Here is a 25,847-nt window from a genome sequence, read left to right on the forward strand (position 1 = left end):
CTAGAAAAAATATTCAAAAAAAAGCACTTTAATCCTTTTTCAATCAAAAACAACCCCTATTAATATCTATTTCATCTTATCAATTAACTGTGGTTTTAAAACAAAAAAACAGAATAGACCTTACAAATTTAAATATAATTCACTAACTTTCAGATATATAAATAATTGATTCGGTTTTAATGAAATTCCTTTTAAAAAACCCTAAAATCATGAAAATTTCTTTTGAAAAAAAAATATTCCTTGGATTTATTGTCAACTTATTAGTTGTTATTGCTTCTGGTCTGATTTTCATCTCACGGCTGAACAAACAAACAAATCAATACATGGATCCCTTGCTTAACTGGGTAGAACTTTCATTATTTTTACTTTCTATCATTTTATTAATCATTGTTTATTTTATTATTCGTTCCCAATTACGAGCCAAAAAAATCTCAGGAGACTTACTTTCCGAAAACAGACAACTCCTTCGATCCATTATAGACAACACCACCAATCCAATCTTCATAAAAAAATTAAATGGAGAATACCTGCTCGTCAACAAGCAATTTGGCGCTTTATTTAAAATCTCTAACGACGAAATACTGGGAAAAACAGACTATGATTTTCTGCCAAAAAGCACCGCTGATCGCTACAGGAATTCAGATCTTGAAGTTGTAAAAGTATTAAGAGAATTAAAGATCGAAGAAATAATTGAGCAAGAAGATGGACCACACACTTACATAGCGGTAAAATTCCCCTTATATGACGCAACGGGAAGAATTTATGCTATAGGTGGAATTTCAACTGACATCTCCGACAGGAAAAAACTCGAGGAATCCAACAAGATCACCAACAAATTCTTTAATATGTCTTTGGATATCATGGTAATTGCTTCCAAGGATATGTTCATCCGAATCAATCCGTCATTAAGTAAAATATTGGGATATACTGAAGAAGAATTATTAAACCATCCCTTTCTGACTTATGTGTATCCAGAAGACAAAACAGCCACTCTAAAAGAGATTGATAAACTCAAAACAGGTGTTTCAATTATCCAATTTGAAAACAGATGGATCTGCAAAGACAAATCCGTCAAACGCCTGCTATGGTCGGCCTCTTCTGATATTGCATCAGGCTTGTTTTATGCCGTTGCCCATGACATTACTACCCAAAAAGAAATTGAAAATTCGCTTATCATTGCCGATGCCTTTTTTAACATATCGTATGACATCTTTGTCGTGGCAAAAGAGGAGTATTTTATAAAAATAAATCCCGCTTTTACCAGAACGCTGGGCTACAATCAAGAGGACATGGACAAAATGCCTTTTCTGTCTTTTACCCATCCCGAAGAACAAAGGGCTTCGCTGGATTCCATGAAAAAACTGCAAAAAGGAAGTACTGTTCTGAATCACAGAGCCCGAACACTATGCAAAGACGGTTCCTATAAATGGCTCGACTGGACCAGTACATTTGATGTACGAACAGGATTAATGTATGCAGCGGCTCGCGATATCTCTAAACTGGTTGAAAATGAGGAATCCCTAAAAATGGCTGATCAGTTTTTCAATATGTCATTCGACATCCTTACGGTAACCAAAGAGAATCAATTGGTCAAAATAAATCCCGCTTTCACAAAAACATTAGGCTACAGTCAGAAAGAGATAAACAAACTCAAATTCACAGAATTAATCCATCCTGATAATAAAAAGACCGTCGAAGAAATATTAGCAAAACTTTCAAAAGAGAACCCATCTGTGAATTTTAAAGACCGTATGCTATGCAAAGACGGTACCTATAAATGGTTAGACTGGAACATCAATATTGACACCAAAAAAAACATCCTGTATTCTGTAGCTCGTGATATTACTGAAAAAGTACGATTAGAAGAAGAAGAGAAAAAAATAATAAATGAACTTTATGAAAATGAAGAGAAGTTACAATTGATTATTGAGAATATAAACGAAGCGGTCATCGTAGCAAATCTCGACAAAGAAATTATCATGGCCAATTACATGGCCAATGAAATCTTTGGAATTGAAAATGATGCAAAAATACCGGCTAACTTATCAGAGCATTTTGAATTGTATTTCCCGGATGAACAAACCGTTTTCCCCTCGCAAAATCTTCCAATGGAACGCGCCTTAAACGGGGAAGAAACAAATGATGTAGATGTTGTGCTTTGGAATCCCGCCACTCATGTAAAAAGACGGGTGCTTATTAGTGGTAAACCTTTAATTGACCAGAACAAAAATGTGGTTGCCGCCGTAGTAACCATCAAAGACATCAGCAATTATAAAAAAATGGAAGAAGAATTAAAAGAAACCGAATCGAAATACAGACAACTGATTGGTTTTAGAAAAGAAGACAAAAAAGAGTCCTAACATTGCCTATCCCTTTTCGTCGTGTTTTAACTATTTTTTAATGCTTTTCTACCTGGTATTTTACTGTTGCACAGCGATGATCTAAACTAAGTTCAATGATATAAACCATTTAAGGCATTAAAATAACTAAGGATTTTTCATCTTAATTATTTTAATGCCTTAAATGCTTAAAATATTTTTTCGCCTTTATTCGCTCATTTCGTCGTAACGCATGGGAACTTGTGGGTCATAAAGCGGACATTTGAATTCTTCCATGATATCTACCAAGCTATCCATTGTTTTGCCCTCAGTACCATAGCAGTCAATCTGGATGCTTTGTGCGGTTGTATTTACTTGGAAAGCGCCTGGACCTTGGTTGTTTTTCCAACTGCTATCGTCTACTTTTTCCCATTTTGAGAATTTAGAAGCAATTCTATTCAAAATCAGCTGAACAGGAAGTTGTTCCAGTCCATCTACGGTTTGTTGCTCCATAATGGCTTCATAGACCTCCTGATGGTTTAAATAAACCTCGTCTAAATATTTCCAAAAAATTAATTCGTACATATCATTTTGTTTTTAGCCCCGATAGAAGCGGCATCCTTTATGTTTTTTCTTTAAAAACATAAAGATACAGCGGATAGCGGGCATAGCTCCTAAAAAAAAGCGCTGTAATTAATATTCGAAAGTTCCGTATTCGCTGCTAATCGTCAGTTTTTTAGTATCGGCTGCTTCTACCCTTCCTACAATTTGTGCATTGACATTGAAGGATTTAGAAATAGCGATAATATCCTGAGCGACAGCCTCTGGAACGTATAATTCCATACGGTGGCCACAGTTAAAAACCTGATACATTTCTTTCCAATCTGTTTTGGATTGTTCTTGAATCAATTTAAATAGCGGCGGTACAGCAAATAAGTTGTCTTTTATGATGTGTAGGTTTTCAACAAAATGTAAAATTTTAGTTTGTGCTCCACCACTGCAATGTACCATACCATGAATGTCTTTCGCATCGTATTTATCCAAAATTTTCTTGATAATAGGCGCATAAGTACGCGTAGGAGAAAGCACTAATTGTCCGGCATCGATAGGGCTGTTTTCTACTGCATCGGTTAGTTTTACCTGACCGGAATAAATTAAATCTTCTGGAACGGCAGCATCGTAACTCTCTGGATATTTGCTGGCCAAATATTTACCAAAAACATCATGACGGGCCGAAGTCAATCCATTGCTCCCCATTCCGCCATTATAGCTTTTTTCATAAGTAGCCTGACCAAATGATTCCAAACCTACAATCACATCGCCTGCCTTGATATTAGCATTATCAATCACTTTAGAACGTTTCATGCGAGCCGTAACGGTCGAATCTACAATAATGGTACGAACAATATCGCCCACATCAGCCGTTTCTCCGCCTGTAGAATGTATGGTCACACCAAAAGAGGCCAATTCCTGGATTAATTCTTCGGTTCCATTGATAATGGCCGAAATAACTTCTGCGGTAATCAAATTTTTATTTCTACCGATGGTCGAAGAAAGCAGAATATTATCGGTGGCCCCAACGCACAATAAATCATCGATATTCATGATTAAAGCATCTTGCGCAATGCCTTTCCAAACCGATATATCGCCCGTTTCTTTCCAATACATATAAGCCAAAGAGGATTTTGTTCCTGCTCCGTCTGCATGCATGATAAGACAATATTCTTCGTCTTGCGTTAAATAATCAGGGACAATTTTACAAAAAGCCTGTGGAAACAAACCCTTGTCAATATTTTTTATGGCGTTATGCACATCTTCTTTTGAAGCCGAAACGCCTCTTTGTGCGTATCTTTTTGAAGTATCTGAACTCATGAAATAAATGGTGTTGTGTGTGGCAAAGATAATTATTTTTTTGGGTTTAGCTTAACCCCTTTCTGCATCTGTTTTACAAAATTAGCAGTCAACATCGATAATGTTATTTTATTTTATTAAATTTAATGTAATTTACTGAAATACAAATAAATAAAACCAGAACTGAATGAAAAGTGGAAACCAGCGACCACTATAAAAAACGGGGCCATACCGAAAAGCCACAAGAGTAGGGAACTAAAAAAAAGAAATTATGCCTAAGTATCTAATTGAAAGAGAAATTCCCGGTGCAGGAAAACTGACTGCCGAACAGTTGAAAGGTATTTCACAAACTTCCTGTGGAGTATTGAACAAAATGGGACCGCAAATCCAGTGGGTCAACAGCTATGCCACAGCTGATAAAATCTATTGTATTTACAACGCCCCAAACGAAGAAATGGTTCGAGAACACGCAAAACTAGGTGATTTTCCTGCTAATTCAATAAGCCAGGTCTCCACAATCATCGATCCTATAACTGCTGAATAATTTGGATTAACAAAAACACCCGACGAGATTCGAAAACCTGTCGGGTGAAAAAAAAAAATCTTTTTTAAAAGAATTATTTAGTGAATAATAATTCTCTGTATTTAGTCAAAGTCCATAGTTCATTGTCAACCAAAAGCTCTAGTTTATCACAGTGCTCACGGATGATTTCAAAGTAAGGTTTTACTTTATCACAATAAGCTTCTGCCATTTCTTGTGCATCCGTCAATACATTAGCTTTCTTTCTTTCGTTAGTCATCGCTTCTACTTTAGAATTGATTCCTTCAATATGTCTAGAAATTTCTTTGATCAGGATAATTTGTTCTTTGGCAATGGTTTCAAATTCAGTTCCAAAGATATCTTTCAAACCTTTCACGTTCTCAATCAAGGTATTTTGGTAACGGATTGCTGTTGGAATAACGTGATTTTTTGAAATATCACCTAAAACTCTACCTTCAATCTGAATTTTCTTAGTATATTCTTCCAATTCAATTTCATAACGCGCTTCTACTTCAATGTGGTTCATGATACCCATTTCAGAAAACAAATCCAAAGCTTGTTGAGATGCTCTTGCTTTCAATGCCTGAGGTGTTGTTTTGAAATTGCTCAAACCTCTTTTAGCTGCTTCTATTTCCCATTCTTCGCTATATCCGTCACCTTCAAAAAGGATTTTTTTAGACTGCTTGATATACTCTCTCAATACATTGAAGATAGCATCATCTTTCTTCATGTCCTTAGATTCAATCAAAGCATCCACTTCTTTTTTGAAATCTCTCAATTGCTTTCCTACAATGGCATTCAAAGTAGTCATTGCATTCGAACAGTTTGCCGTTGAACCTACGGCTCTGAACTCAAATTTATTTCCTGTAAATGCAAATGGTGAAGTTCTGTTTCTGTCTGTATTATCTAAAAGAACATCCGGAATTTTACCTACTACATTTAATTTCAAGTCTGTTTTCTCTTCTGGAGATAATTTACCGGCAGTTACGCCTTCTAATTCGTCCAAAACCTTAGTCAATTGCTCTCCAATAAATACAGAGATAATTGCTGGTGGCGCTTCATTAGCTCCTAATCTGTGATCATTACTGGCAGAAGCGATAGCTCCTCTCAATAAAGCTTCGTTATCATTTACCGCTTTTATTGTGTTGATAAAGAAAGTAAGAAACTGTAAATTACTCATTGGCGTTTTACTTGGACTCAACAAGTTTACACCGGTATCTGTCGCCAATGACCAGTTGTTGTGTTTTCCGGATCCGTTTACGCCTTTGAAAGGCTTTTCATGGAATAAAACTTTAAAATCATGACGTTCTGCCACTTTTTGCATCACATCCATCAACAAACAGTTGTGATCTACTGCCAAGTTTGTTTCTTCAAAAATAGGTGCCAATTCAAATTGATTTGGAGCTACTTCGTTATGACGCGTTTTTACCGGTATTCCTAATAACATACATTCTTGCTCCAAATCTCTCATATAGGTAAGAGCACGAGTAGGTATGGCCCCAAAATAATGATCGTCCAATTGTTGTCCTTTGGCAGAAGTGTGTCCTAGCAAAGTTCTTCCTGTCATCATCAAATCAGGACGGGAACTAGCCAAAGCACTATCTATCAAGAAGTATTCCTGCTCCCATCCTAGGGTTGCAGTAACCTTCTTTACATTTTTATCAAAATATTTACATACTTCAGTAGCCGCTTCATCTATAGCTGTCAAAGCTCTTAACAAAGGGGTTTTATAATCTAAAGCTTCACCGGTATACGATATAAAAACAGTAGGAATACACAAGGTAGTTCCAAAAATAAAGGCTGGAGATGTAGGGTCCCAAGCAGTATATCCTCTGGCTTCAAATGTATTTCTAATTCCTCCATTTGGAAAACTAGAAGCATCTGGTTCTTGTTGCACTAATTGGGCACCACCAAATTTTTCAACAGGATCGCTACCATCATAAGAAGTTTCAAAAAAAGCGTCATGCTTTTCAGCTGTTGTTCCTGTCAAAGGCTGAAACCAGTGTGTATAATGAGTTACTCCTTTTGAAAGAGCCCATTCTTTCATACCCATGGCAATATAATCGGCTAATTTTCTGTCTATTTTAGTTCCATGCTGTACAGCACCTTGGACCCCTTTAAAAGCATCCGAAGTCAAATATTGCTTCATCGCCTTTTCATTAAACACATTTGAACCAAAAATCGTAGATTTTCTATCGGTTTCTTCAAATTTAACTGGATTTCTGTTTGATGCTTCTTTCAAAGCTTGAAAACGTATTGTTGACATATAAAAAAATGTTTTTAGAATTGAACCCCCTATAATTTCACTGCAAATATAATTCAAATATTATTTTCTCAACAGATGACCTCTATTTTTTTATGGGTACACTATTAAAAATTACTAAATCGTCAATATTTTCGCTTAGTATTTAGAACATGATAATTTTACCTCCTTTTTTTTTGCAACACTGATGTTCAAAAAAAGTAATATTTTCCTATCCGGATAAATAAAGAATAATTTTAAGTTAAAATTTAAAAAATAAAAAATCTAAAAGTATCTTTACCCTTTTAATTAATCTTGTAATTTTATGATTGTCTGGATCTGTTTTTTAATCGCTATTCTATTATTCCTTGCACTCGACTTGGGTGTATTCAACAAAACGCCTCATATTATTAGTACCAAAGAAGCCAGTAAATGGACCGCCATCTGGGTCAGCATTTCCTTCCTTTTTTCAGGCGTTATCTATTGGTTGTACTCCAACAATTATGTTGCAAATCCTGACGAATTAAAGCCGGCCGTGGCCTCAATGAAATTCATCACTGGATATTTAATCGAATTATCCCTTAGCGTCGACAATATATTTGTCATCGCCATCATTTTTAATTCCTTTCGAATTCCAAAAAAATACCAACACCGGGTTTTGTTCTGGGGAATTTTGGGCGCCATTGTATTTAGAGGAATCATGATTTATTTTGGTGTCTTATTGATCAATAAATTCGCATGGACCACCTACATTTTTGGAGCCTTTTTATTCTATACAGCAGCAAAAATGCTATTCACTAAAGAAGAAGAAGAACAGTTTAATCCCAAAAAATCATTTATTTACAAAAGCTTACGTAAATTTATACCTGTAACCACTCATATCGATGGCGAACATTTTTTTGTAAAAAAAAGACATCTTAATGTAGCAACGCCTCTTTTTGTTGCCTTGATTATCATTGAAGTGATGGATGTTATCTTTGCCCTTGATAGCGTTCCTGCTATTTTAGCCATAACAAGCGATCCTTTCTTAGTGTTTAGCTCAAACATTTTTGCCATATTAGGATTGCGATCCATGTATTTCTTTTTAGCTAATATGCTCGAAAGATTTAGCTACCTTGAATACAGTCTTATTGCTATCTTAAGTTTTGTGGGACTCAAGATGCTGCTTCATGATTTTATAGAAATTCCGGAATGGGGATCACTGGCATTCATTGCGGTATCGCTTTTAACGGGAATTGCAGTATCCTTAAAAATAAATAAAAAAGAAGTTTCTAACGAAAATACAGAATCCGAAAATTCTTAAAACCTATACTAGAAAGCATAAAAAAAGGAAATCTCACGATTTCCTTTTTTTATGATTGTAGCAGATTAAACCCTAAAAATTAATTTTCTGAATTTGATTTTCATTCACATTCAAAGCAGTAATAACAGCATCAAAATTGTTTTTATCAATTGTTTTTGCGAAATTCCCTGGAACTATTACTATTCTAAAAGTCTGATTATCTAAATATCCAGGAGTTGTTTCTAAATCATAATTTCCTTTGGCAAATATTTTAAAATCTTCTCTACTAAAATCAAAATCATAATCGATCTCTCTTCCATTTGTTAAATAAAGTGTTCTAGGTATTAATTGCCATATAGGAGTATTGGAATCAATAGTTCCAGAAAGCCTATAAATTAACACCACATCTGAAGCTAGTATTTTAGGTGTCAACTTTTGATAAATATTAAATCCATCAACCGTATTATAACCGAAATCAATATTCTTAATTTCAAACACCTCACTAATGGTATCATAATCCACATAATCTGTGGTGTCATTTACGGTACAGCCTTGTAAGCTCAACATTCCTACAAAGGACAAAAGGGTAATTATCTTTTTCATACTATTCTATTTTAATTGATTAATAATTATTTGTTAAAACGATATATTCATGAACTGTGCCAAAGTTTATTTTGAATAAAAAAATGTAGCATTTTTAACGAGCCTTAAAAATGAACAATAAAAAAGCAGCCGTTTTTGACCGCTGCTTTTCAATTTAAAATTAAAAAATCAATTTATTGCGAAGACATTACTTTTTTGGTACTAGTACCTCTATCAGTGGTCAGTTTTACAATATAGATCTGTTCTTTTGCTTTATTTGTATGAAGATCCAGTGTAATTTCTTTGTTCAGATAACTATTGGTATCTGTTTTTGAAAAAACCCGGACACCTTGTGTATCGAACACTTCAATTTTCACGTCAGACACATAATCAAAATTGTACTTAATGGTCAACTGGTCTTTGAAAGGAACAGGATAAGCCTCAAAACTTGCTTTTTTAGTTGTCTTATTTGTCGACAGTTCTTTTGATACAGCCGTTTCTGTAATTTTAAGTAACGACGGAGCTGGACAAATCTCTGGAAGAGAACCGCAGCCACTGGCCGAAACAGAAACCTGATAACCAGATCCGGCAGGAAAATTATTAAATATAATATTATTCGTATTTAAAGCAATATGAGGAGATGACGGAGAAAGCCCAGGAACAGTGTTACCGTCCTTATCTTTTACGGTGTAAGTAGCGCCACTGATAACGCCACTGACAGTAATACTAAAAGTAGTCTCATCACAAGCTGGCGGATTATAGGTTACATTTGGCGGAGATGGGTTAGCATTTACAGTCAAAATGCCCGAACCACTACCGGTACATGTTGTACTAGGATTAGTAATAATAACACTATAGGTTCCCGCTACACTCGAAGTAAAGGAAGCTACATTCCCAGGAGCTGTTGCTCCTACAGGGACGGTCCATGCATAGTTGTATGAACCCGCGGGAGATGGCGTCGCAGTTATTGTTACTGCGGGATCACTGGCACACTTCGTAGGCGAATTCACCGTTACAGTCGGATTCGAATTTACGGTCAGAGTCCCGGAACCACTTCCTGTACAACTTGTGGTAGGATTTGTTATAATCACACTATAGACACCCGCAATGCTTGAAGAAAAAGAAGCTACATTCCCGGGAGGCGTTACTCCTGCAGGAACTGTCCATGCATAGTTATATGAACCCGTAGGTGAAGGTGTCGCCGTTATTGTTACTGCAGAATCGCTAGCACATTTGGTTGGTGAATTAACCGTTACCGTTGGATTGGCATATACTACAATATTAATTGACCCGGTACAACTACCATCAGAACTAGTGTAAGAGATTTCGTGAGTACCAGCACCGGCACTGGAAGGTGTAAAATAATAAGGTCCCGTACCGCTAACACCTAGTCCGCTAAAAGTACCGCCACTAGGTTCCGCCGATAGAAGATAAGCTGTAGTATCATCTGCGCAAAATGGGCCAATCCCAGTGATTTCCGTACTACCAAAATTAAAATCCACTGAAATAGGAGTTATAAAATCTTTGAGAGCAGCAGTTGGAGCAGCAGAAGCCTTGGTTTTAACCCATAATGTTTTTATTGTAAGACCGCTACAACTGGCTCCTCCAAGTACCTGATTTAGAAGATAAGTCACATTGACCGCTGCTTCAACAAATGCATACTGCTGATAGCTATTAGAGCCAAATGCAGAATAAGGCACATTCAATTCAGCGCCCGCTCTATTGGTTTCGGCAAATGCGTTAGTACCCAAATCTGCCAAAGTTACCAATTCATAAGACCACTTGGTTCCACTCAACATCCATTGATAGATATATACATTAGGCTTTGTTCCTCCATTGGTATACTCCATAGAAATGATGATATCATCTTTGGTTCTGCCTCCGCCATTTGATTTACCTGCCAATGGGACTCCGGTAAAAGTGCCATCATTATTTTGGACAATCGTACCTTGCAATAATTCAAAATCAATGTAACTGGTTCCATTAGTAGACTTACGGTCACCGGAAATAAAAATCCATTGGTTATTACCGGAATCACGTGACACATGATACAATGCATTATCAATATCATTTTTATCCGGAGCCGAATTATCAAACCATCTTAAAGCCGACACATAGTCATTGAATTTACTTCCATTTGTAAAAATGTCGTCATTAGAACCAAAAGGCTCTTCTGTATCCACACGTCCACTTGTCTGAGCGGTAGCGGGTCCTATTGGCACTCCGGATTCATCAAAAACAGATCCACCTGTACCTCCTGCCCCAGGATACCAATCGCCTTGATTGAAAGCAAAGGGGCTAGGACTGGTTGGCGTATTGGCTCTTAAACCTCCATCAATAGCAAAACCCCCAAATGGCGGGTTTACATTAGCAAACTGTCCATACATTTGTGAAGAGAAACTCAAGAAACAAATTAATAATAATATCAGCAGGTTCTTAAACCAAAGGGAAGAGCTCTCTTTACTTGATTTTAAAATGTTATTGTGGGAATAACTTTGTGCAAAATTTTGATTTTGAAATCTGGATATCAGATTTGAAAGATGAGGTATAAGAAGACCTAAATTAAAAATACTATCTTTTTTTAAAAAAGGACAAATCACTTTACGTAGTAAAACATCGAAAAAATTCGAAATTGTAAAATTTTCCATGATAATAAAATTTAATACCATAAATTATTACAAAGTAGGAAACTAGCAGATTTGGAAAAACTTGTAGAAAAACATAATATCTTCATAAAACAAATTCATGAAGTACGCCATCATTTAAAAGAATCTTAAACTAAATCCATTTGTCCGAAAAAAGTCGCTAATTCAATTAAAAAACTATAAATAAACCCCGAAAGCGATACTTTCGGGGTTTAATCATGGTTACCTAATCCTTCTCTAATGTTTTATTAGGATTAGAAAATTAGTATTAAATTATTCTGAAGACATTACTTTCTTGGAACTGCTTCCTCTATCAGTAGTCAATTTCACAATAAAAACTTGCTCTTGTCCTATATTCACATTAAGATCAAGCATAACATTTTTATTTAAGTAACTATTAGTGTCTTTTTTAGAATACACTAAGGTTCCTTGTGTATTAAACACTTCAATTTTCACGTCAGACTGATAATCAAAATCATATCTGATAGTCAACTGATCTTTAAATGGAACCGGACTCGCAGTAAAACCGGCAAGTTCTGCACTAGAAAGTGATGATTGTTCTGCTTTAGGACATTCAGGAATATCCCAACCAACGAATATAGCACATTCGTCAAACACTTCATTAATAGCACCAACAGCACCCGCAATATCAGATAATGATGCACCTCCTTCAGAGTTTTTAATTCCGTCAACATTAGCTAAGGCACGATTTGCTAAATCTAACAAACCGGCAACTGTTTTATCACCATTAATAGCATTAATAACAGCAGCGCTGAATGTTCTACGAGTATACTCATTTACAGTTGGCACCCAAATATCACCTTCATAATGACCACAAACTCTTGTTTTTGGAATATCAGATCCACATCCGCCATCAGGCTTGGCTGTTGCCAAAGTACCTGCCTGCAATAGGAATGCTCCTAAATCAGACGGACTGGTTATATTAATATTCAACGCCATGGCAATGGTTTGTGAAAGAAGCACGTTGTTAATTCGGCCATTTTTCAAATAGGAAGCTGGCAATCCACAAATACTTACATTACCTCCATCAAGTTCTCTGGCTTTGCCTCCGCCCGGCATTACGTCAATAATGCAACTAACAGCACCCGGTAAAGACATAATGACAGTTTGAGCGTTTTTACCTATGGTAATAGAACCTCCGGCATTAGTTAATGCCTGCGTAATTAAATTCGCAGTGGAAATTCCTCCTACTGATCCGTCACAGTATTTACCTCCAGAATTACCATAAGCTCCTTGAGTATAAGTACATATAGCTGCAGCACATGATGGTCCTTCAGCTATTACTTCTGAACCGGATTGCTCACATCCATGTGCGTCTTTTACGATCCAATTATAAGTACCTGCTGCCAGTCCTGAATAAACTTTTGGAGAGCTTTGCGTTACAAAACCACCTCCATTGAAATTCACCATATAAGGAGCTGTTCCTCCACTAAAAGTAAGAGTAACGGAACCGTCTGAATCTCCCAGACAAGTCACTTCGGTATGAGCATCACTGGCTATAAGAGCGGTAGGTTGTCCTACTGTTTCAGAGCCGGATTGTTCACATCCATGAGCGTCTTTTACGATCCATGAATAAGTACCTGCTGCCAGTCCTGAATAAAGTTTAGGGGATGTTTGCGTTACAAAACCACCACCATTGAAATTTACCATATAAGGAGCTGTACCGCCACTAAAGGTAACTGTTACCGATCCATCAGATCCTCCGTTACAACTTACATCAACATGAGCATCACTGGCTGCAAGAGCGGTTGGTTGCCCTACTATTTCTGAGCCTGACAATTCACATCCATGATCATCTCTTACAGTCCATGGGTAAGTACCTGCTGCTAAACCTGAATAAACTTTTGGTGAAGTTTGTGCTGTAAAAGCACCTCCATTAAAGCTCACTGTATACGGAGTAGTACCATTGCCGAAGGTAATTGTTACACTACCATCAGTTCCACCATTACAACTCACATCAACATGAGCATCACTGGCCGTAAGAGCAGTTGGTTGTCCTACAGTTTCTGATCCGGCTTGTTCACATCCATGAGCGTCTTTTACTGTCCATGAATAAGTGCCCGCTACCAATCCTGAATAAAGTTTAGGGGAAGTTTGCGCTACAAATCCACCGCCATTAAAGTTCACCATATAAGGAGCTGTACCGCCACTGAAAGTAACAGTAACTGAACCATCAGTACCTCCATTACAATTTACATCGGCATGAGCATCACTGGCTATTAGAGCAGCTGGCTGTCCTACAGTTTCTGATCCGGTTTGTTCACATCCATGAGCGTCTTTTACTGTCCATGAATAAGTACCTGCTGCCAGTCCTGAATAAACTTTTGGGGATGTTTGCGCTACAAATCCGCCGCCATTGAAGTTTACCATATAAGGAGCCGTACCGCCACTAAAAGTAACTGTTACTGAACCATCAGATCCTCCGTTACAAGCTACATCAGTATGAGCATCACTGGCCATAAGGGCTGTTGGCTGTCCTACTGTTTCAGAGCCGGATTGTTCACATCCATGGGCATCTTTGACAATCCAAGAATAAGTACCTGCTGCCAATCCTGAATAAAGTTTAGGAGAAGTTTGCGCTACAAATCCTCCGCCGTTGAAGTTCACCATATAAGGAGCAGTACCGCCACTAAAAGTGACTGTTACCGAACCATCTCTTCCACCATTACAGCTTACATCAACATGAGCATCACTAGCTGTAAGATCCGTTGGTTGACCCACGGTTTCTGAACCGGATTGTTCACATCCATGGGCGTCTTTTACTGTCCATGAATAAGTACCCGCTGCCAATCCTGAATAAAGTTTAGGGGAAGTTTGCGTTACAAATCCACCTCCATTAAAATTCACCATATAAGGAGCCGTACCACCACTGAAAGTCACAGTAACTGAACCATCGGCTACTCCATTACAGGATGCATTAGTATGAGCATCACTGGCTGCAAGAGCGGTAGGTTGCCCCACAGTCTCTGAACCGGATTGCTCACAACCATGGGCATCTTTTACTGTCCATGAATAAGTACCCGCTGCCAGTCCTGAATAAAGTTTAGGGGAAGTTTGCGTTACAAATCCACCGCCGTTGAAGTTCACCATATAAGGAGCTGTACCGCCACTAAAAGTGACAGTAACCGAACCATCGGTACCACCATTGCAGTTCACATCAACATGAGCATCACTGGCTGCAAGAGCGGTTGGTTGTCCCACTGTTTCTGAACCGGATTGCTCACATCCATGGGCATCTTTGACAGTCCATGAATAAGTACCCGCTGCAAGACCTGAATAAAGCTTAGGAGAGCTTTGTGCTACAAATCCTCCGCCGTTGAAGTTCACCATATAAGGAGCCGTACCACCACTAAAAGTGACTGTTACTGAACCATCAGTTCCGCCATTACAACTCACATCAACATGAGCATCACTGGCTGCAAGATCGGTTGGTTGCCCAACTGTTTCTGAACCGGATTGTTCACATCCATGAGCGTCTTTAACAGTCCAGGAATAAGTACCCGCTGCCAATCCTGAATAAAGTTTAGGGGAAGTTTGTGTTATAAATCCACCTCCATTGAAGTTCACCATATAAGGAGCTGTACCACCACTAAAAGTGACCGTTACTGAACCATCAGCTACTCCATTACAGGATGCATTAGTATGAACATCGCTGGCTGCAAGAGCCGCTGGTTGTCCCACGGTTTCTGATCCTGACAATTCACATCCGTGATCGTCTCTTACAGTCCATGGGTAAGTGCCCGCTGCCAGTCCTGAATAAACTTTAGGGGATGTTTGTGCAGTAAAAGCGCCTCCGTTAAAACTTATGGTATATGGAGTCGTACCATTGCCAAAAGTAATAGTAACCGTACCATCACTACCTCCATTACAATTTACATCAGTATGCGCATCAGTAGCCGTAAGAGCGGTGGGCTGACCCACTGTTTCTGAACCGGATTGTTCACATCCATGGGCGTCTTTGACAGTCCAGGAATAAGTACCCGCTGCCAATCCTGAATAAAGTTTAGGGGAAGTTTGTGCTACAAATCCGCCTCCGTTAAAGTTCACCATATAAGGAGCCGTACCACCACTAAAAGTGACCGTTACTGAACCATCAGTTCCTCCATTACAGTTTACATCAGTATGAGCATCACTGGCCAAAAGAACGGTAGGTTCTCCTACTGTTTCTGAACCGGATTGTTCACATCCATTTGCTCCTCTTACAATCCAGGAATAGCTTCCCGCAATAAGACCGGAATAGGTTTTTGGAGAAGTTTGTGTTACAAATCCGCCACCGTTAAAATTAACTTCATAAGGAGCTGTTCCTCCGCTGAAAGTTATAGTCACTGAACCATCAGAGGCTCCGTTACAACTTACATCAGTATGAGCATCACTGGCCGTTGGCGGCACTTTATCTTCTAAAACGGTTACATAACTTGTAGCCGTACAGCCTGCAAAGCCAGTTGCCGAAACAACAGCAGCATATACCCCACCTTGCGTAACTAAACGATTTAAGTCGGGTTCCGAATCTTCCGCTGGAAGGAGTGGCCCAATACCATCTGTTTTATCTCCTGGCGTTGGATCAGGCCCATAAAATGCAACAATTGCCCCTGGCGGCATCACAGCTGTAGCTGTAATTGTCGCATTAGCGTTAGTACACGTAATGGAACGATCAACCCCCAATGTCACTTCCGGTTTAACCGTAAATCCAAACAGGTAGGGGCCCGCAAAGTCTTTTAACTCACAGCTGAAAGGGTCATTATTCCCCCCTGCGCAGCTTCTGGTTTTAACCACTAAACTACCCAATATATTGGCACAGGGATCAGAACTTCCTTTTCTGTCCAATCCAAAAGCAGTCAGATTAATACCAATCTCTACATGTTGGAATTTTTGGTAGTTATCGAAGAAAGTAGCATTAGGCCCTTCTATAGTTCCCCAAGGTGGCCCCAAGGTTGTATCTTCAGCATTAACTCTACCAAATATATTTGTATCCGATCCACTTTTGTCAGTAATACGGGCATATCCGAAATCTCCGCTTTGCAAACCCTTTTCAAAAGAGCCTGCTACTGGAGTAAATTTGAGATTTGGAGTCGAAAACAAACTGTTAAACTGAGCCTCTGACATCCACAATCGGATTCTTACATCCGGTTTGGTTCCTCCATTTTCATAATCTACAGAAACAATGATCGTTCCGGGAGTAATAATGTTACCACTTGCATCAAAAACCCAGGCAGTACGCCCACCATCATTTCCCGTATTAGTAAATTGTGATCCATTGAAAGCTACTAAAGTTCTAAAGAATTCAAAATCAATATGCTTACTACCATCAGTCGATCTGAGTGTAGCTGCAGCATAGGCCCAAAGTTCATCAAAGGGTCTGTCATCTAATGGAAATCCTGGATTCTTGGAAGGATCATGTGGATTTGTTCCTCTTAAATGCGCCATAACATCAATGATATCATCTTTTTGTGGCACACTTCCAGATCCAAGATTCCAAGTGATAGGGTTATCCGGATTTTTATCAGAAGTAGCAGTAAAAATAGTAGCATCAGAATTACCCTGAGCAGAATTGTTATCTCTGCCGTAAACGGCATCCAACCACAGATAGTCCTTGCCGTCTCCTGAGCTGACAACGGGATATGGATAAGGAAAAGTTGGATTACTGATAGACTGTCTTAGCTCAAAGGAAAAATTATTATTGGCTAATATTGAAGCTCTTTTCGCAGCCGCAGTACTCTCATCTATTACTCCTTTACCTTTACTATCAGGCAAAGCATATGTATGATTAAACCAGTCATCAGTATTCTGGCCACCGCCAAGATTCCCGAACTGCAGCAAATTAGCATAGGCATCGGCCTCAATACCAAAATTGGCCTTGACAGCGGCCCCACCAACAAGCTGCCCATAAGTAGTAGTCGTAAAACCAAATCCTAAAAGCAGCAGTGATCCATAAAAAAAGAGCTTTTTAGAGAACGTATTCGTCCAAAAAAAGCTCGAAAAACCCGCTTTGAGACAGCAGGAAAAAGTGTACCAGCATTTCAGTACACTTTTAATCGTGTAAAAAATAATATTTTTCATAGTAATAGTATTTTTATGCCATAAATTAAAATTGAGTAGGCAATTCAGAGAATTGAGGTAAAAGCTGTTAAAAGAATTACCTTCATAAAACGCTTTATGAAGTAGGCCATCATTCAAAGGATAAAACATGAACACTAACAATCATGCGATTCCTTACCAATAAGAGAGTCATTATTGATAAATGACTTTTAAAGTTAGGAGTGACCAAAAGGTTAAAAACAAGCATTTTCAGACTTGGGGAAGAAAAGCCGCTACAGAAAAGAAAACTTCAAAAAATACTCCTGAAGCACACTATCAATCAAAGGATTATTTCAATAGAAAAGAAATTAAAATCCTTTTTTCAAACAATTACTAATATTAAAACGATTAACATTTTTCATATAAAAAACTCAGTATTTTTAAAAAAAGTTGCTATACTTGAGGAGAAAACCTTAAAAAAAATTCATACAGAATCACAGTATCAAAAAGCCGTTTTTATGTGCTGACTAAAAATATAGACTGTCCTTTTTTCTGAATTTTCAGTTAATATTTTAAGACTATTGAATTAGGTTTCTATACACTCAAATTTAAGGGTTTAGCTAAAAAAAGAGAAGGGAATTAGTCTAAACAAGACCAAATTCTTTTTTCTACGACAAAGAACAAGGCGCGCTAAGAAAAGCATTACACAAATAAAACATTAACAATAAATAACATGTTAACTACCTGATAATTAAATTATTACAAATAATATTACCAAAATAAGGTTGATCCCAAAATAATGTTAAACTTCTAAAAATTAATCTAATACATTCGCATTCTATCGAATAAATCTTGATTTTAAAATAAAAAAAAACGCAAAATGATACATAATTTTTAATCTGTAAAATGAACCTCTTTTATTAGTTTCAAAAATAAAAATCAACAGTTTTAACATCTGTTTACTACAGTTTTACAAAAAAGTGACCCAACTTGCTCAATTGAAAAAAAAAAAAAAGACCTTTCATTGCTGAAAAGGTCTTTTGCTGATTTAATAGAGTAACGATCTAAAAAACTAATTGGATGTTCTTTATTAGACTTTCATTTCCGTTTTATTCTTCATTGTTGTGATTCTTGTTTAGGAAATGTTAACTGGTTTAAAATGAAACCTATTGTAATTTAGTAGCTTTAACAAGCTAAATTTTACTTAAAAAAAAAATCAGATTTTTTCAAGCAACAATCCGGTAGCAGTAAGACCCGGTCCAAAGGCCATGGCAACAACTTTGGTTCCCGGCTGAATGTTTGAATCATTTACAATTTCATTAAAAATATGTGGGATGCTAGCCGAAGACATATTTCCATGACCTCGTAGGACTTCGAAAGACCAATAGGCCTGTTCTTTTGAAAGACCAATTTCACTGACCACATAATCAATAATTTTAGGTCCGCCGGGATGAATCGCAAAATGCATATTGGCTTTCTGTTCTTCAAGATCAATATCTCCTTTTTTACAAAGTGTGCTTAAAAATGATTTGATGTTTTTACGAATAAAAACAGGAACCCGTTTAGAAAGTGTCATCAAAAAATTGTACTCTCCTAAATCCCAAGACATATCTTCCAGGGAATCCGGGATAATAACCTCATGAAAAGCCAAAATTCGCAATCCTTTTTTCTCTGTAATACTGGCATCATTCAGGAATGACTGCTCTTCATATAAAGAATAGCCTATAAAACCATCCGCAAAAAGCGAGCAAATCATCGTATTGGCTGAGGAAAATTCTGTTAAATTCAAATGTGCCGACAATAATTCCGTATGAACCACGTCTGCCCTACCGTTACTTTTACTGGCGCTTATTAAACTGCTGGCGGTACGGATTGCCGGAAAAGCGCCGTAACAGCCCATGTGGTAGGAATGGGTGACCTGAACCGTTTCCCAGTTTCTTTCTATTACCGCTTCCTGGGCAACACTGGGCGAAGAATAACCGGAACAAGTAACATGTATAAGATTTTCAGGTCTGGCGCTTACATTGGAATAAAATGCATCAAAAACAAAGCCCATTTTTCTTTTGAACCATTCCATTCGAACCTCAATCTTAGGGCCAAAAGAATGCCCGGACTTGACTTCAAAACCACTTGGAAAATGATATTCTGAAGGGGAAGTGATGTCCATTATATTTTCAATAAAGTCTTCAACTTCCTCAAAAATGATACTTTGTCTGCAATTAATACTTTCCGGAGAAACAGAATACTTATCCACCTGATCCGAAATAAACTTAAAGCTAACCGACTCATCCTCATTAACCTCATTCCCTGAAGCATCTATCTTAGGTAGGTTTTGAAAATGATAATATAAAAACTTGGTGTACTGATTGAGCTTTGCCTGGTCGAATAAGGTACCAACCTGAATAGGATGAAAATTGGAAATAATAACACTTTTCATAAGAAGTTAACATTTGCTTTAATTAGAATAAAAGATTCGTATTTACTCCGCTAAAGCTTATTTAAATAAAATCTAGAGGCAGCATAGGAACCCTATCGAATTGAAATTCAACATATTTCATAAGTTTTGAACCGAATTCTCTACTAAAAATAAATTAAAACTTTTTAAAAAGAAATAAGCCAACTAAGCTCTTAATTGAAATAAACCACAATCACTTGATTAACAACAACTTACGCAATGTTGTAATTTTGTTAAAATACTCATTATCAACACATTGTAAGAATGCTGCCACGCTAGATAATTCACTTAGCACTAATTACCAACTGCAATCCAAAATTTAAAAACAGAGAAAATGACAGATCTTACTTTTGACTATTCAACCCTTAGCCTCAAAATAAAAAAGACCTTTCATCTCTGAAAGGTCTTTAAAATTCTGATTGAATATTTCTGTAAAGCTATGATGCTTTGTTTTCAAAAACGGAATAAGGAATCCAACTCTTTGACTTACATATTCCTTCTATATTGACCTCCTACTTCAAACAAGGCCGCTGTGATTTGTCCTAACGAACAAACTTTGGTCGCTTCCATTAAATATTCGAATAGGTTTTCATTCTTAATAGCCGCTTCTTGAATGGCTTTCAATTGCGCATCTACTTTGTCGTGATTGGCTTGATGCAAATGCTCCAACATCGTGATTTGGTATTGCTTTTCTTCCTCAGTTGCTCGAATCACTTCGGCCGGAATTACCGTTGGCGAACCTTTGGAACTCAAGAACGTATTGACTCCAATAATTGGAAATTCACCCGTATGTTTCAAAGTTTCATAATACAAACTTTCTTCCTGAATTTTAGAACGCTGGTACATGGTTTCCATCGCGCCAAGCACACCACCTCGTTCTGTAATTCGATCAAATTCCTGTAAGACAGCCGCTTCAACCAAATCAGTCAATTCCTCGATAATAAAAGCGCCCTGGATTGGGTTTTCATTTTTGGCCAGACCCAATTCCTTATTGATAATCAACTGAATCGCCATCGCACGACGCACCGATTCTTCTGTTGGGGTTGTAATTGCCTCGTCATACGCATTAGTATGCAAGGAATTACAGTTGTCATAAATGGCATACAAGGCCTGCAAAGTGGTACGAATATCATTGAAATCAATTTCCTGTGCGTGCAAAGAACGTCCCGATGTTTGAATATGGTATTTCAGCATCTGCGCTCTTTCATTGGCCCCGTACTTATTTTTCATGGCTTTCGCCCAAATTTTACGTGCCACACGACCAATTACTGCATATTCCGGGTCTACTCCGTTCGAAAAAAAGAAGGATAAATTTGGCCCAAAATCGTTGATATTCATGCCACGACTCAAATAGTATTCTACATAAGTGAAACCGTTTGAAAGCGTGAAAGCCAATTGCGTGATTGGATTTGCTCCTGCCTCAGCAATATGATATCCTGAGATCGAAACCGAATAAAAATTCCTTACATTCTTAGTAATAAAATATTCCTGCACGTCACCCATCAATCGTAAAGCAAATTCCGTCGAGAAAATACAGGTATTTTGTGCTTGGTCTTCTTTCAAAATATCTGCCTGAACGGTTCCACGAACTTGAGATAATGTTCTTGCTTTGATTTCATTATACACCTCCAAAGGCAACACCTGATCTCCGCTTACCCCCAGAAGAAACAAACCTAATCCATTATTTCCTTCGGGTAAATCTCCTTGATAATGCGGTCTTTGGACACCTTTATCTTTGTATATTTTAGCTATTTTAGCTTCAACTTCTTGCTCTAAACCATTCGCTTTTATGTACAACTCGCATTGCTGATCAATAGCGGCATTCATAAAAAAGCCCAACAACATAGGTGCCGGTCCATTGATGGTCATACTTACCGAAGTCATCGCATGAACCAGATCAAAACCGGAATACAGCTTTTTGGCATCGTCCAGACAACAAATAGAAACACCGGCATTCCCTATTTTTCCGTAAATATCAGGACGAAGATGCGGATCGTTTCCGTACAAAGTCACACTGTCAAAAGCAGTCGACAGTCGTTTAGCCGGCAAACCCGCGCTTACATAGTGAAAACGCTTATTCGTTCGTTCCGGTCCGCCTTCTCCGGCAAACATTCTTGAAGGGTCTTCTCCTTCTCGCTTAAAAGGGTACAAACCGGCGGTAAAAGGAAATTCTCCCGGTACATTTTCCTGTAAACACCAACGCAGAATATCGCCCCAAGCCTGGTACTTTGGCAAGGCAATCTTCGGGATTTGTGAATGCGAAAGCGACTCCGTATGCGTTGCCATTTTTATTTCCCGGTCGCGAACCTTAAAGGTATAAACCGGATTTTTATATTTGTTTACTTTTTCGTTCCAATTCAATATGATTTCCCAATTGTAGGGATCCAAATCCATTTTTACTTTATCAAACTGGTTCAGTAAAAGATTAAGGAATATTTTATTTTCAGCTGCTCCTGGCTTTTCGGATTCAATAGCGCTTGGCAAAACCGAATTATCATCAATTCCAGTTTTTGTGATAACGGGTACTTTTCCGGAAACCGTTTCCAAGGTTTTGAAAATTCCGTATAATTTTTGGGCAACTTGCTCTTGGCTTAAAGCTATTTCATCATATTTGCGATTGCTTTCAGCAATTTCAGACAAATAACGGGTTCTATGTGGCGGAATAACAAAAATCTTCTCGCTCATCTCACGGCTGATTTCGAAGGTCGACTTCAAATCAGAATTGGTTTTCTCCACAATTTTATCCATGATTGCCTTGTACAGCGTATTCATTCCCGGATCGTTGAACTGCGAAGCAATGGTTCCAAATACCGGCATTTCATCCGGATTCACATCCCACAGATTGTGGTTGCGTTGGTATTGTTTTTTGACATCCCGAATAGCATCCAAAGCACCGCGCTTGTCAAATTTATTCAAGGCGACCAAATCAGCAAAATCAAGCATGTCGATTTTTTCCAATTGGGTAGCCGCTCCAAATTCCGGCGTCATGACATACAACGAAACATCCGAATGGTCCATAATCTCCGTATCCGATTGACCAATTCCCGAAGTTTCAAGGATTATAATATCGTATTTTGCCGCTTTGATGACTTGAATCGCATCGGCAACATATTTTGACAAAGCCAAATTCGATTGACGCGTAGCCAATGAACGCATATACACTCGAGGATTGTTAATCGCATTCATACGGATTCTGTCTCCTAATAAGGCGCCTCCTGTTTTACGTTTGGATGGATCTACAGAAATCAATCCGATGGTTTTCTCCGGAAAGTCAATCAAGAAACGACGAACCAATTCATCCACCAATGAAGATTTCCCAGCCCCACCCGTTCCTGTAATTCCCAGAACTGGCGTTGTGCAATTTTCGTTGATTTTATGAATGGCTTCCAAAGCCGGCTTGGCCACTTCAGGGAAATTCTCTGCCGCTGATATGATTCTGGCAATGGCTGTCGGATTTTTAGATTCCAATTGTTGTACCTCATCGGTCAATGTATCACCGGTAGGGAAATCAGAACGCTCTACCAAATCATTGATCATTCCCTGTAATCCCATAGAACGACCATCATCTGGCGCATAAATACGACAGATTCCATAAGCTTGCAATTCTGCAATTTCAGAAGGCAGAATCACTCCGCCTCCGCCACCAAAAATCTTGATATGCCCTGCTCCTTTTTCTTTTAGCAAATCATACATGTATTTAAAATACTCGTTATGTCCTCCTTGATAGGAAGTCATGGCAATCGCATTGGCATCTTCCTGAATGGCCGTATTCACCACCTCTTCAACACTGCGGTCATGCCCAAGATGAATTACTTCTACTCCGGTAGATTGTATAATTCTTCTCATGATATTGATGGCCGCATCGTGACCGTCAAAAAGAGAGGCCGCGGTGACAATTCTTACTTTATTCTTAGGAATATATGGTGTTTGTGTATTCATTTTGAGAATATGATAATTTTAGTCGTGCAATTTACAAATTTTTTTAATGATTGCTTAACCTTCGTTCAGCTTGTTGATAAAAAAGCAATTAAACTTCTTCTTAGCCCCGATGGAAGTAGCATCCCATGCCTTGCGAGGAACGGAGCAATAAGGCATGGATACAACGGACAGCGGGACTATTGTGGCCAAATAACCCCAAATGTTTAAGCTTCTAAACAAAATTATAGCTTTGTTTTTGAATTAAATAGTATTTTTGACTCCGAGCACTAAATAAAAAGAAAAACAATCATAAAAAAACAGACACATGAAACAATTTTTGACTTTAATAGCAGTATTTTCTCTTTTTGGTTGTGCCGAGATGCAACAAGTAATGAATCAATTCCCGCAAACCCAAGCTATGGGATTGGTCGATATATCAGGAGGATTAAAAGAAGCCTTAAACAACGGAATTTCAAAACAAGTCAGTAAATTGACCGCCACCGATGGCTTTTACAAGAATGAAGCCGTAAAAATTCTCTTGCCCGAAGAATTGCGAAAAGTAGATACAGGCTTGAGAAGAATTGGAATGAGTGCCTTGGCCGATGAAGGCTTGAAAGTATTGAACCGCGCTGCCGAAGATGCGGTAAAAGAAGCCACACCTATTTTTGTAGATGCCGTAAGAAACATGTCTTTTGCTGATGCCAGAGGAATTTTGATGGGGAATGAAAGTTCTGCTACAAATTATTTGCAAAACAGCACTTCGACTGCGTTGTACGGAAAATTCAATCCGGTGATTAAAAATTCTTTTTCCAAGGTAGGAGCCGACAAGGTTTGGAGTACTATTATCACCAAATACAATAGCATTCCATTAGTCAATAAAGTAAACCCTGATTTGACAGATTATGTTACGAACCAAGCAATGAAGGGCGTTTTTAAAATGGTGGCTGTCGAAGAAAAAAACATCAGAACCAATCTAAGTGCCCGAACTTCCCCTTTATTACAAAAAGTCTTTGCCATGCAAGACAAGAAGATTTAAAAAAAATCAGAATTACACAATAAAATTACATACGCTACAATAGCTTTAAAACCTATTGACTGCCAAAAAATAACCAACCAAAATGCGAAAAATCACCCTACTTATTCACTGCAAAGACCAAAAAGGGATTATTGCCGCAGTGACTAATTTTATAGTAAAAGTCGAAGGAAACATTATCTATATTGACCAGCATGTTGATGTGGAGCAAAATGTATTTTTCATGCGATTGGAAACCGAACTGACCAATGCATCAATCCCTCTGGATTCGATAAAAACTAATTTTGAACAAACCATTGCCCGAGACTTCCAAATGTCTTGGGATTTTTACAGCAAAGAAACAAAACCCAAAATGGCCTTGTTTGTATCCAAATACAACCACTGTCTTTTTGATATTTTAGGGCGTCACAGCGCCGGGGAATTAGACATCGAAATTCCGCTGATCATCAGCAATCACATCGATTTAAAACCTATTGCAGACCAGTTCAATATTCCATTTTATCATGTCCCGTTTACAAAAGACAATAAAGAAGAAGGGGAAAAACGCCAAATCGAATTATTACAACAATATCAGATTACTTTTATTGTTTTGGCGCGTTACATGCAAATCATTACACCTAAATTGATTGCACTTTACAAAAACAAAATTATCAATATCCACCATTCGTTTCTACCTGCTTTTCCGGGTGCCAAACCCTACCATTCGGCATTTAAAAGAGGCGTGAAAATCATTGGCGCAACCAGCCATTATGTGACCGAGGAACTGGATGAAGGACCAATCATTGAACAGGATATTACCCGTGTTTCGCATATTAATTCCATTGAAGATTTCATCATGAAAGGGCGCGATCTGGAGCGCACGGTTTTGGCCAGAGCCATAAAACTGCATTCAGAAAGGAAAGTGATGGTATTTGAGAATAAAACGGTGGTGTTTTACTAAAAGC

At 38.0% G+C, this 25,847-nt stretch carries 13 protein-coding genes; 5 read left to right on the top strand and 8 right to left on the bottom strand.

Annotation, left to right across the window (positions count from 1 at the left end; genetic code table 11):
- Positions 1 to 209 precede the first annotated feature (209 nt).
- Complete coding sequence (locus BUB25_RS01070; RefSeq protein ID WP_170066870.1) at positions 210 to 2,360, top strand: PAS domain-containing protein; 2,151 nt, start codon at positions 210 to 212, stop codon at positions 2,358 to 2,360.
- Positions 2,361 to 2,546: 186 nt separating this feature from the next.
- On the opposite strand, the gene BUB25_RS01075 is transcribed toward BUB25_RS01070, so the two are convergent.
- Positions 2,547 to 2,903 carry a hypothetical protein gene (locus BUB25_RS01075; protein ID WP_072938450.1) on the bottom strand — a complete coding sequence of 119 codons (357 nt, stop codon included), beginning with the start codon at positions 2,901 to 2,903 and terminating at the stop codon, positions 2,547 to 2,549.
- A gap of 108 nt (positions 2,904 to 3,011) precedes the next feature.
- Positions 3,012 to 4,190: an AIR synthase related protein gene (locus BUB25_RS01080; protein ID WP_072938453.1), complete on the bottom strand. Its 1,179-nt coding sequence runs from the start codon at positions 4,188 to 4,190 to the stop codon at positions 3,012 to 3,014.
- 250 nt (positions 4,191 to 4,440) lie between these two features.
- Here BUB25_RS01080 and BUB25_RS01085 point away from each other — a divergent pair, with 250 nt between their 5' ends.
- Positions 4,441 to 4,713 carry a DUF4242 domain-containing protein gene (locus BUB25_RS01085; protein ID WP_072938456.1) on the top strand — a complete coding sequence of 91 codons (273 nt, stop codon included), beginning with the start codon at positions 4,441 to 4,443 and terminating at the stop codon, positions 4,711 to 4,713.
- A gap of 73 nt (positions 4,714 to 4,786) precedes the next feature.
- Here the strand turns inward: BUB25_RS01085 and BUB25_RS01090 are convergent, their stop codons facing one another.
- Complete coding sequence (locus tag BUB25_RS01090; RefSeq protein ID WP_072938459.1) at positions 4,787 to 6,976, bottom strand: glutamine synthetase III family protein; 2,190 nt, start codon at positions 6,974 to 6,976, stop codon at positions 4,787 to 4,789.
- A gap of 301 nt (positions 6,977 to 7,277) precedes the next feature.
- On the opposite strand from BUB25_RS01090, the gene BUB25_RS01095 reads away from it, so the two are divergent.
- Positions 7,278 to 8,255, top strand: a complete 978-nt coding sequence (locus BUB25_RS01095) for a TerC family protein (protein WP_072938462.1) — start codon at positions 7,278 to 7,280, stop codon at positions 8,253 to 8,255.
- 72 nt (positions 8,256 to 8,327) lie between these two features.
- On the opposite strand, the gene BUB25_RS01100 is transcribed toward BUB25_RS01095, so the two are convergent.
- The 5 genes from BUB25_RS01100 to BUB25_RS01120 all read right to left on the bottom strand — a co-directional run bounded on the left by BUB25_RS01100 (position 8,328) and on the right by BUB25_RS01120 (position 23,891).
- On the bottom strand, positions 8,328 to 8,837 hold the full coding sequence (locus BUB25_RS01100) for a hypothetical protein (RefSeq protein ID WP_072938467.1): 510 nt from the start codon (positions 8,835 to 8,837) through the stop codon (positions 8,328 to 8,330).
- Between the two features lie 173 nt (positions 8,838 to 9,010).
- Positions 9,011 to 11,221 carry a T9SS type A sorting domain-containing protein gene (locus BUB25_RS01105; protein ID WP_170066871.1) on the bottom strand — a complete coding sequence of 737 codons (2,211 nt, stop codon included), beginning with the start codon at positions 11,219 to 11,221 and terminating at the stop codon, positions 9,011 to 9,013.
- A gap of 513 nt (positions 11,222 to 11,734) precedes the next feature.
- A complete protein-coding gene (locus BUB25_RS01110) occupies positions 11,735 to 17,539 on the bottom strand; it encodes a hypothetical protein (RefSeq protein WP_072938476.1) in 5,805 nt (1,934 codons plus the stop codon).
- Between the two features lie 1,174 nt (positions 17,540 to 18,713).
- Entirely contained in the window at positions 18,714 to 19,934 is a 1,221-nt protein-coding gene (locus BUB25_RS01115) for a 3-oxoacyl-[acyl-carrier-protein] synthase III C-terminal domain-containing protein (protein WP_072938481.1), read from the bottom strand.
- A 504-nt stretch (positions 19,935 to 20,438) separates the two neighbouring features.
- Positions 20,439 to 23,891 carry a methylmalonyl-CoA mutase family protein gene (locus BUB25_RS01120; RefSeq protein WP_072938485.1) on the bottom strand — a complete coding sequence of 1,151 codons (3,453 nt, stop codon included), beginning with the start codon at positions 23,889 to 23,891 and terminating at the stop codon, positions 20,439 to 20,441.
- A 304-nt stretch (positions 23,892 to 24,195) separates the two neighbouring features.
- On the opposite strand from BUB25_RS01120, the gene BUB25_RS01130 reads away from it, so the two are divergent.
- Complete coding sequence (locus BUB25_RS01130; RefSeq protein ID WP_072938493.1) at positions 24,196 to 24,906, top strand: DUF4197 domain-containing protein; 711 nt, start codon at positions 24,196 to 24,198, stop codon at positions 24,904 to 24,906.
- 82 nt (positions 24,907 to 24,988) lie between these two features.
- The gene (purU, locus tag BUB25_RS01135; RefSeq protein ID WP_072938497.1) at positions 24,989 to 25,843 is read left to right on the top strand and encodes a formyltetrahydrofolate deformylase; all 855 of its coding nucleotides are present in this window, start codon (positions 24,989 to 24,991) and stop codon (positions 25,841 to 25,843) included.
- Positions 25,844 to 25,847 lie beyond the last annotated feature (4 nt).

This window comes from Flavobacterium granuli (assembly GCF_900129705.1).
Classification (GTDB): domain Bacteria; phylum Bacteroidota; class Bacteroidia; order Flavobacteriales; family Flavobacteriaceae; genus Flavobacterium; species Flavobacterium granuli.

Bases quoted from the DNA above. Each gene is read 5' to 3' on its own strand.
- BUB25_RS01070 (WP_170066870.1), top strand. From the start codon at position 210: ATGAAAATTTCTTTTGAAAAAAAAATATTCCTTGGATTTATTGTCAAC.
- BUB25_RS01075 (WP_072938450.1), bottom strand. From the start codon at position 2,903: ATGTACGAATTAATTTTTTGGAAATATTTAGACGAGGTTTATTTAAAC.
- BUB25_RS01080 (WP_072938453.1), bottom strand. From the start codon at position 4,190: ATGAGTTCAGATACTTCAAAAAGATACGCACAAAGAGGCGTTTCGGCT.
- BUB25_RS01085 (WP_072938456.1), top strand. From the start codon at position 4,441: ATGCCTAAGTATCTAATTGAAAGAGAAATTCCCGGTGCAGGAAAACTG.
- BUB25_RS01090 (WP_072938459.1), bottom strand. From the start codon at position 6,976: ATGTCAACAATACGTTTTCAAGCTTTGAAAGAAGCATCAAACAGAAAT.
- BUB25_RS01095 (WP_072938462.1), top strand. From the start codon at position 7,278: ATGATTGTCTGGATCTGTTTTTTAATCGCTATTCTATTATTCCTTGCA.
- BUB25_RS01100 (WP_072938467.1), bottom strand. From the start codon at position 8,837: ATGAAAAAGATAATTACCCTTTTGTCCTTTGTAGGAATGTTGAGCTTA.
- BUB25_RS01110 (WP_072938476.1), bottom strand. From the start codon at position 17,539: ATGAAAAATATTATTTTTTACACGATTAAAAGTGTACTGAAATGCTGG.
- BUB25_RS01115 (WP_072938481.1), bottom strand. From the start codon at position 19,934: ATGAAAAGTGTTATTATTTCCAATTTTCATCCTATTCAGGTTGGTACC.
- BUB25_RS01120 (WP_072938485.1), bottom strand. From the start codon at position 23,891: ATGAATACACAAACACCATATATTCCTAAGAATAAAGTAAGAATTGTC.
- BUB25_RS01130 (WP_072938493.1), top strand. From the start codon at position 24,196: ATGAAACAATTTTTGACTTTAATAGCAGTATTTTCTCTTTTTGGTTGT.
- purU (WP_072938497.1), top strand. From the start codon at position 24,989: ATGCGAAAAATCACCCTACTTATTCACTGCAAAGACCAAAAAGGGATT.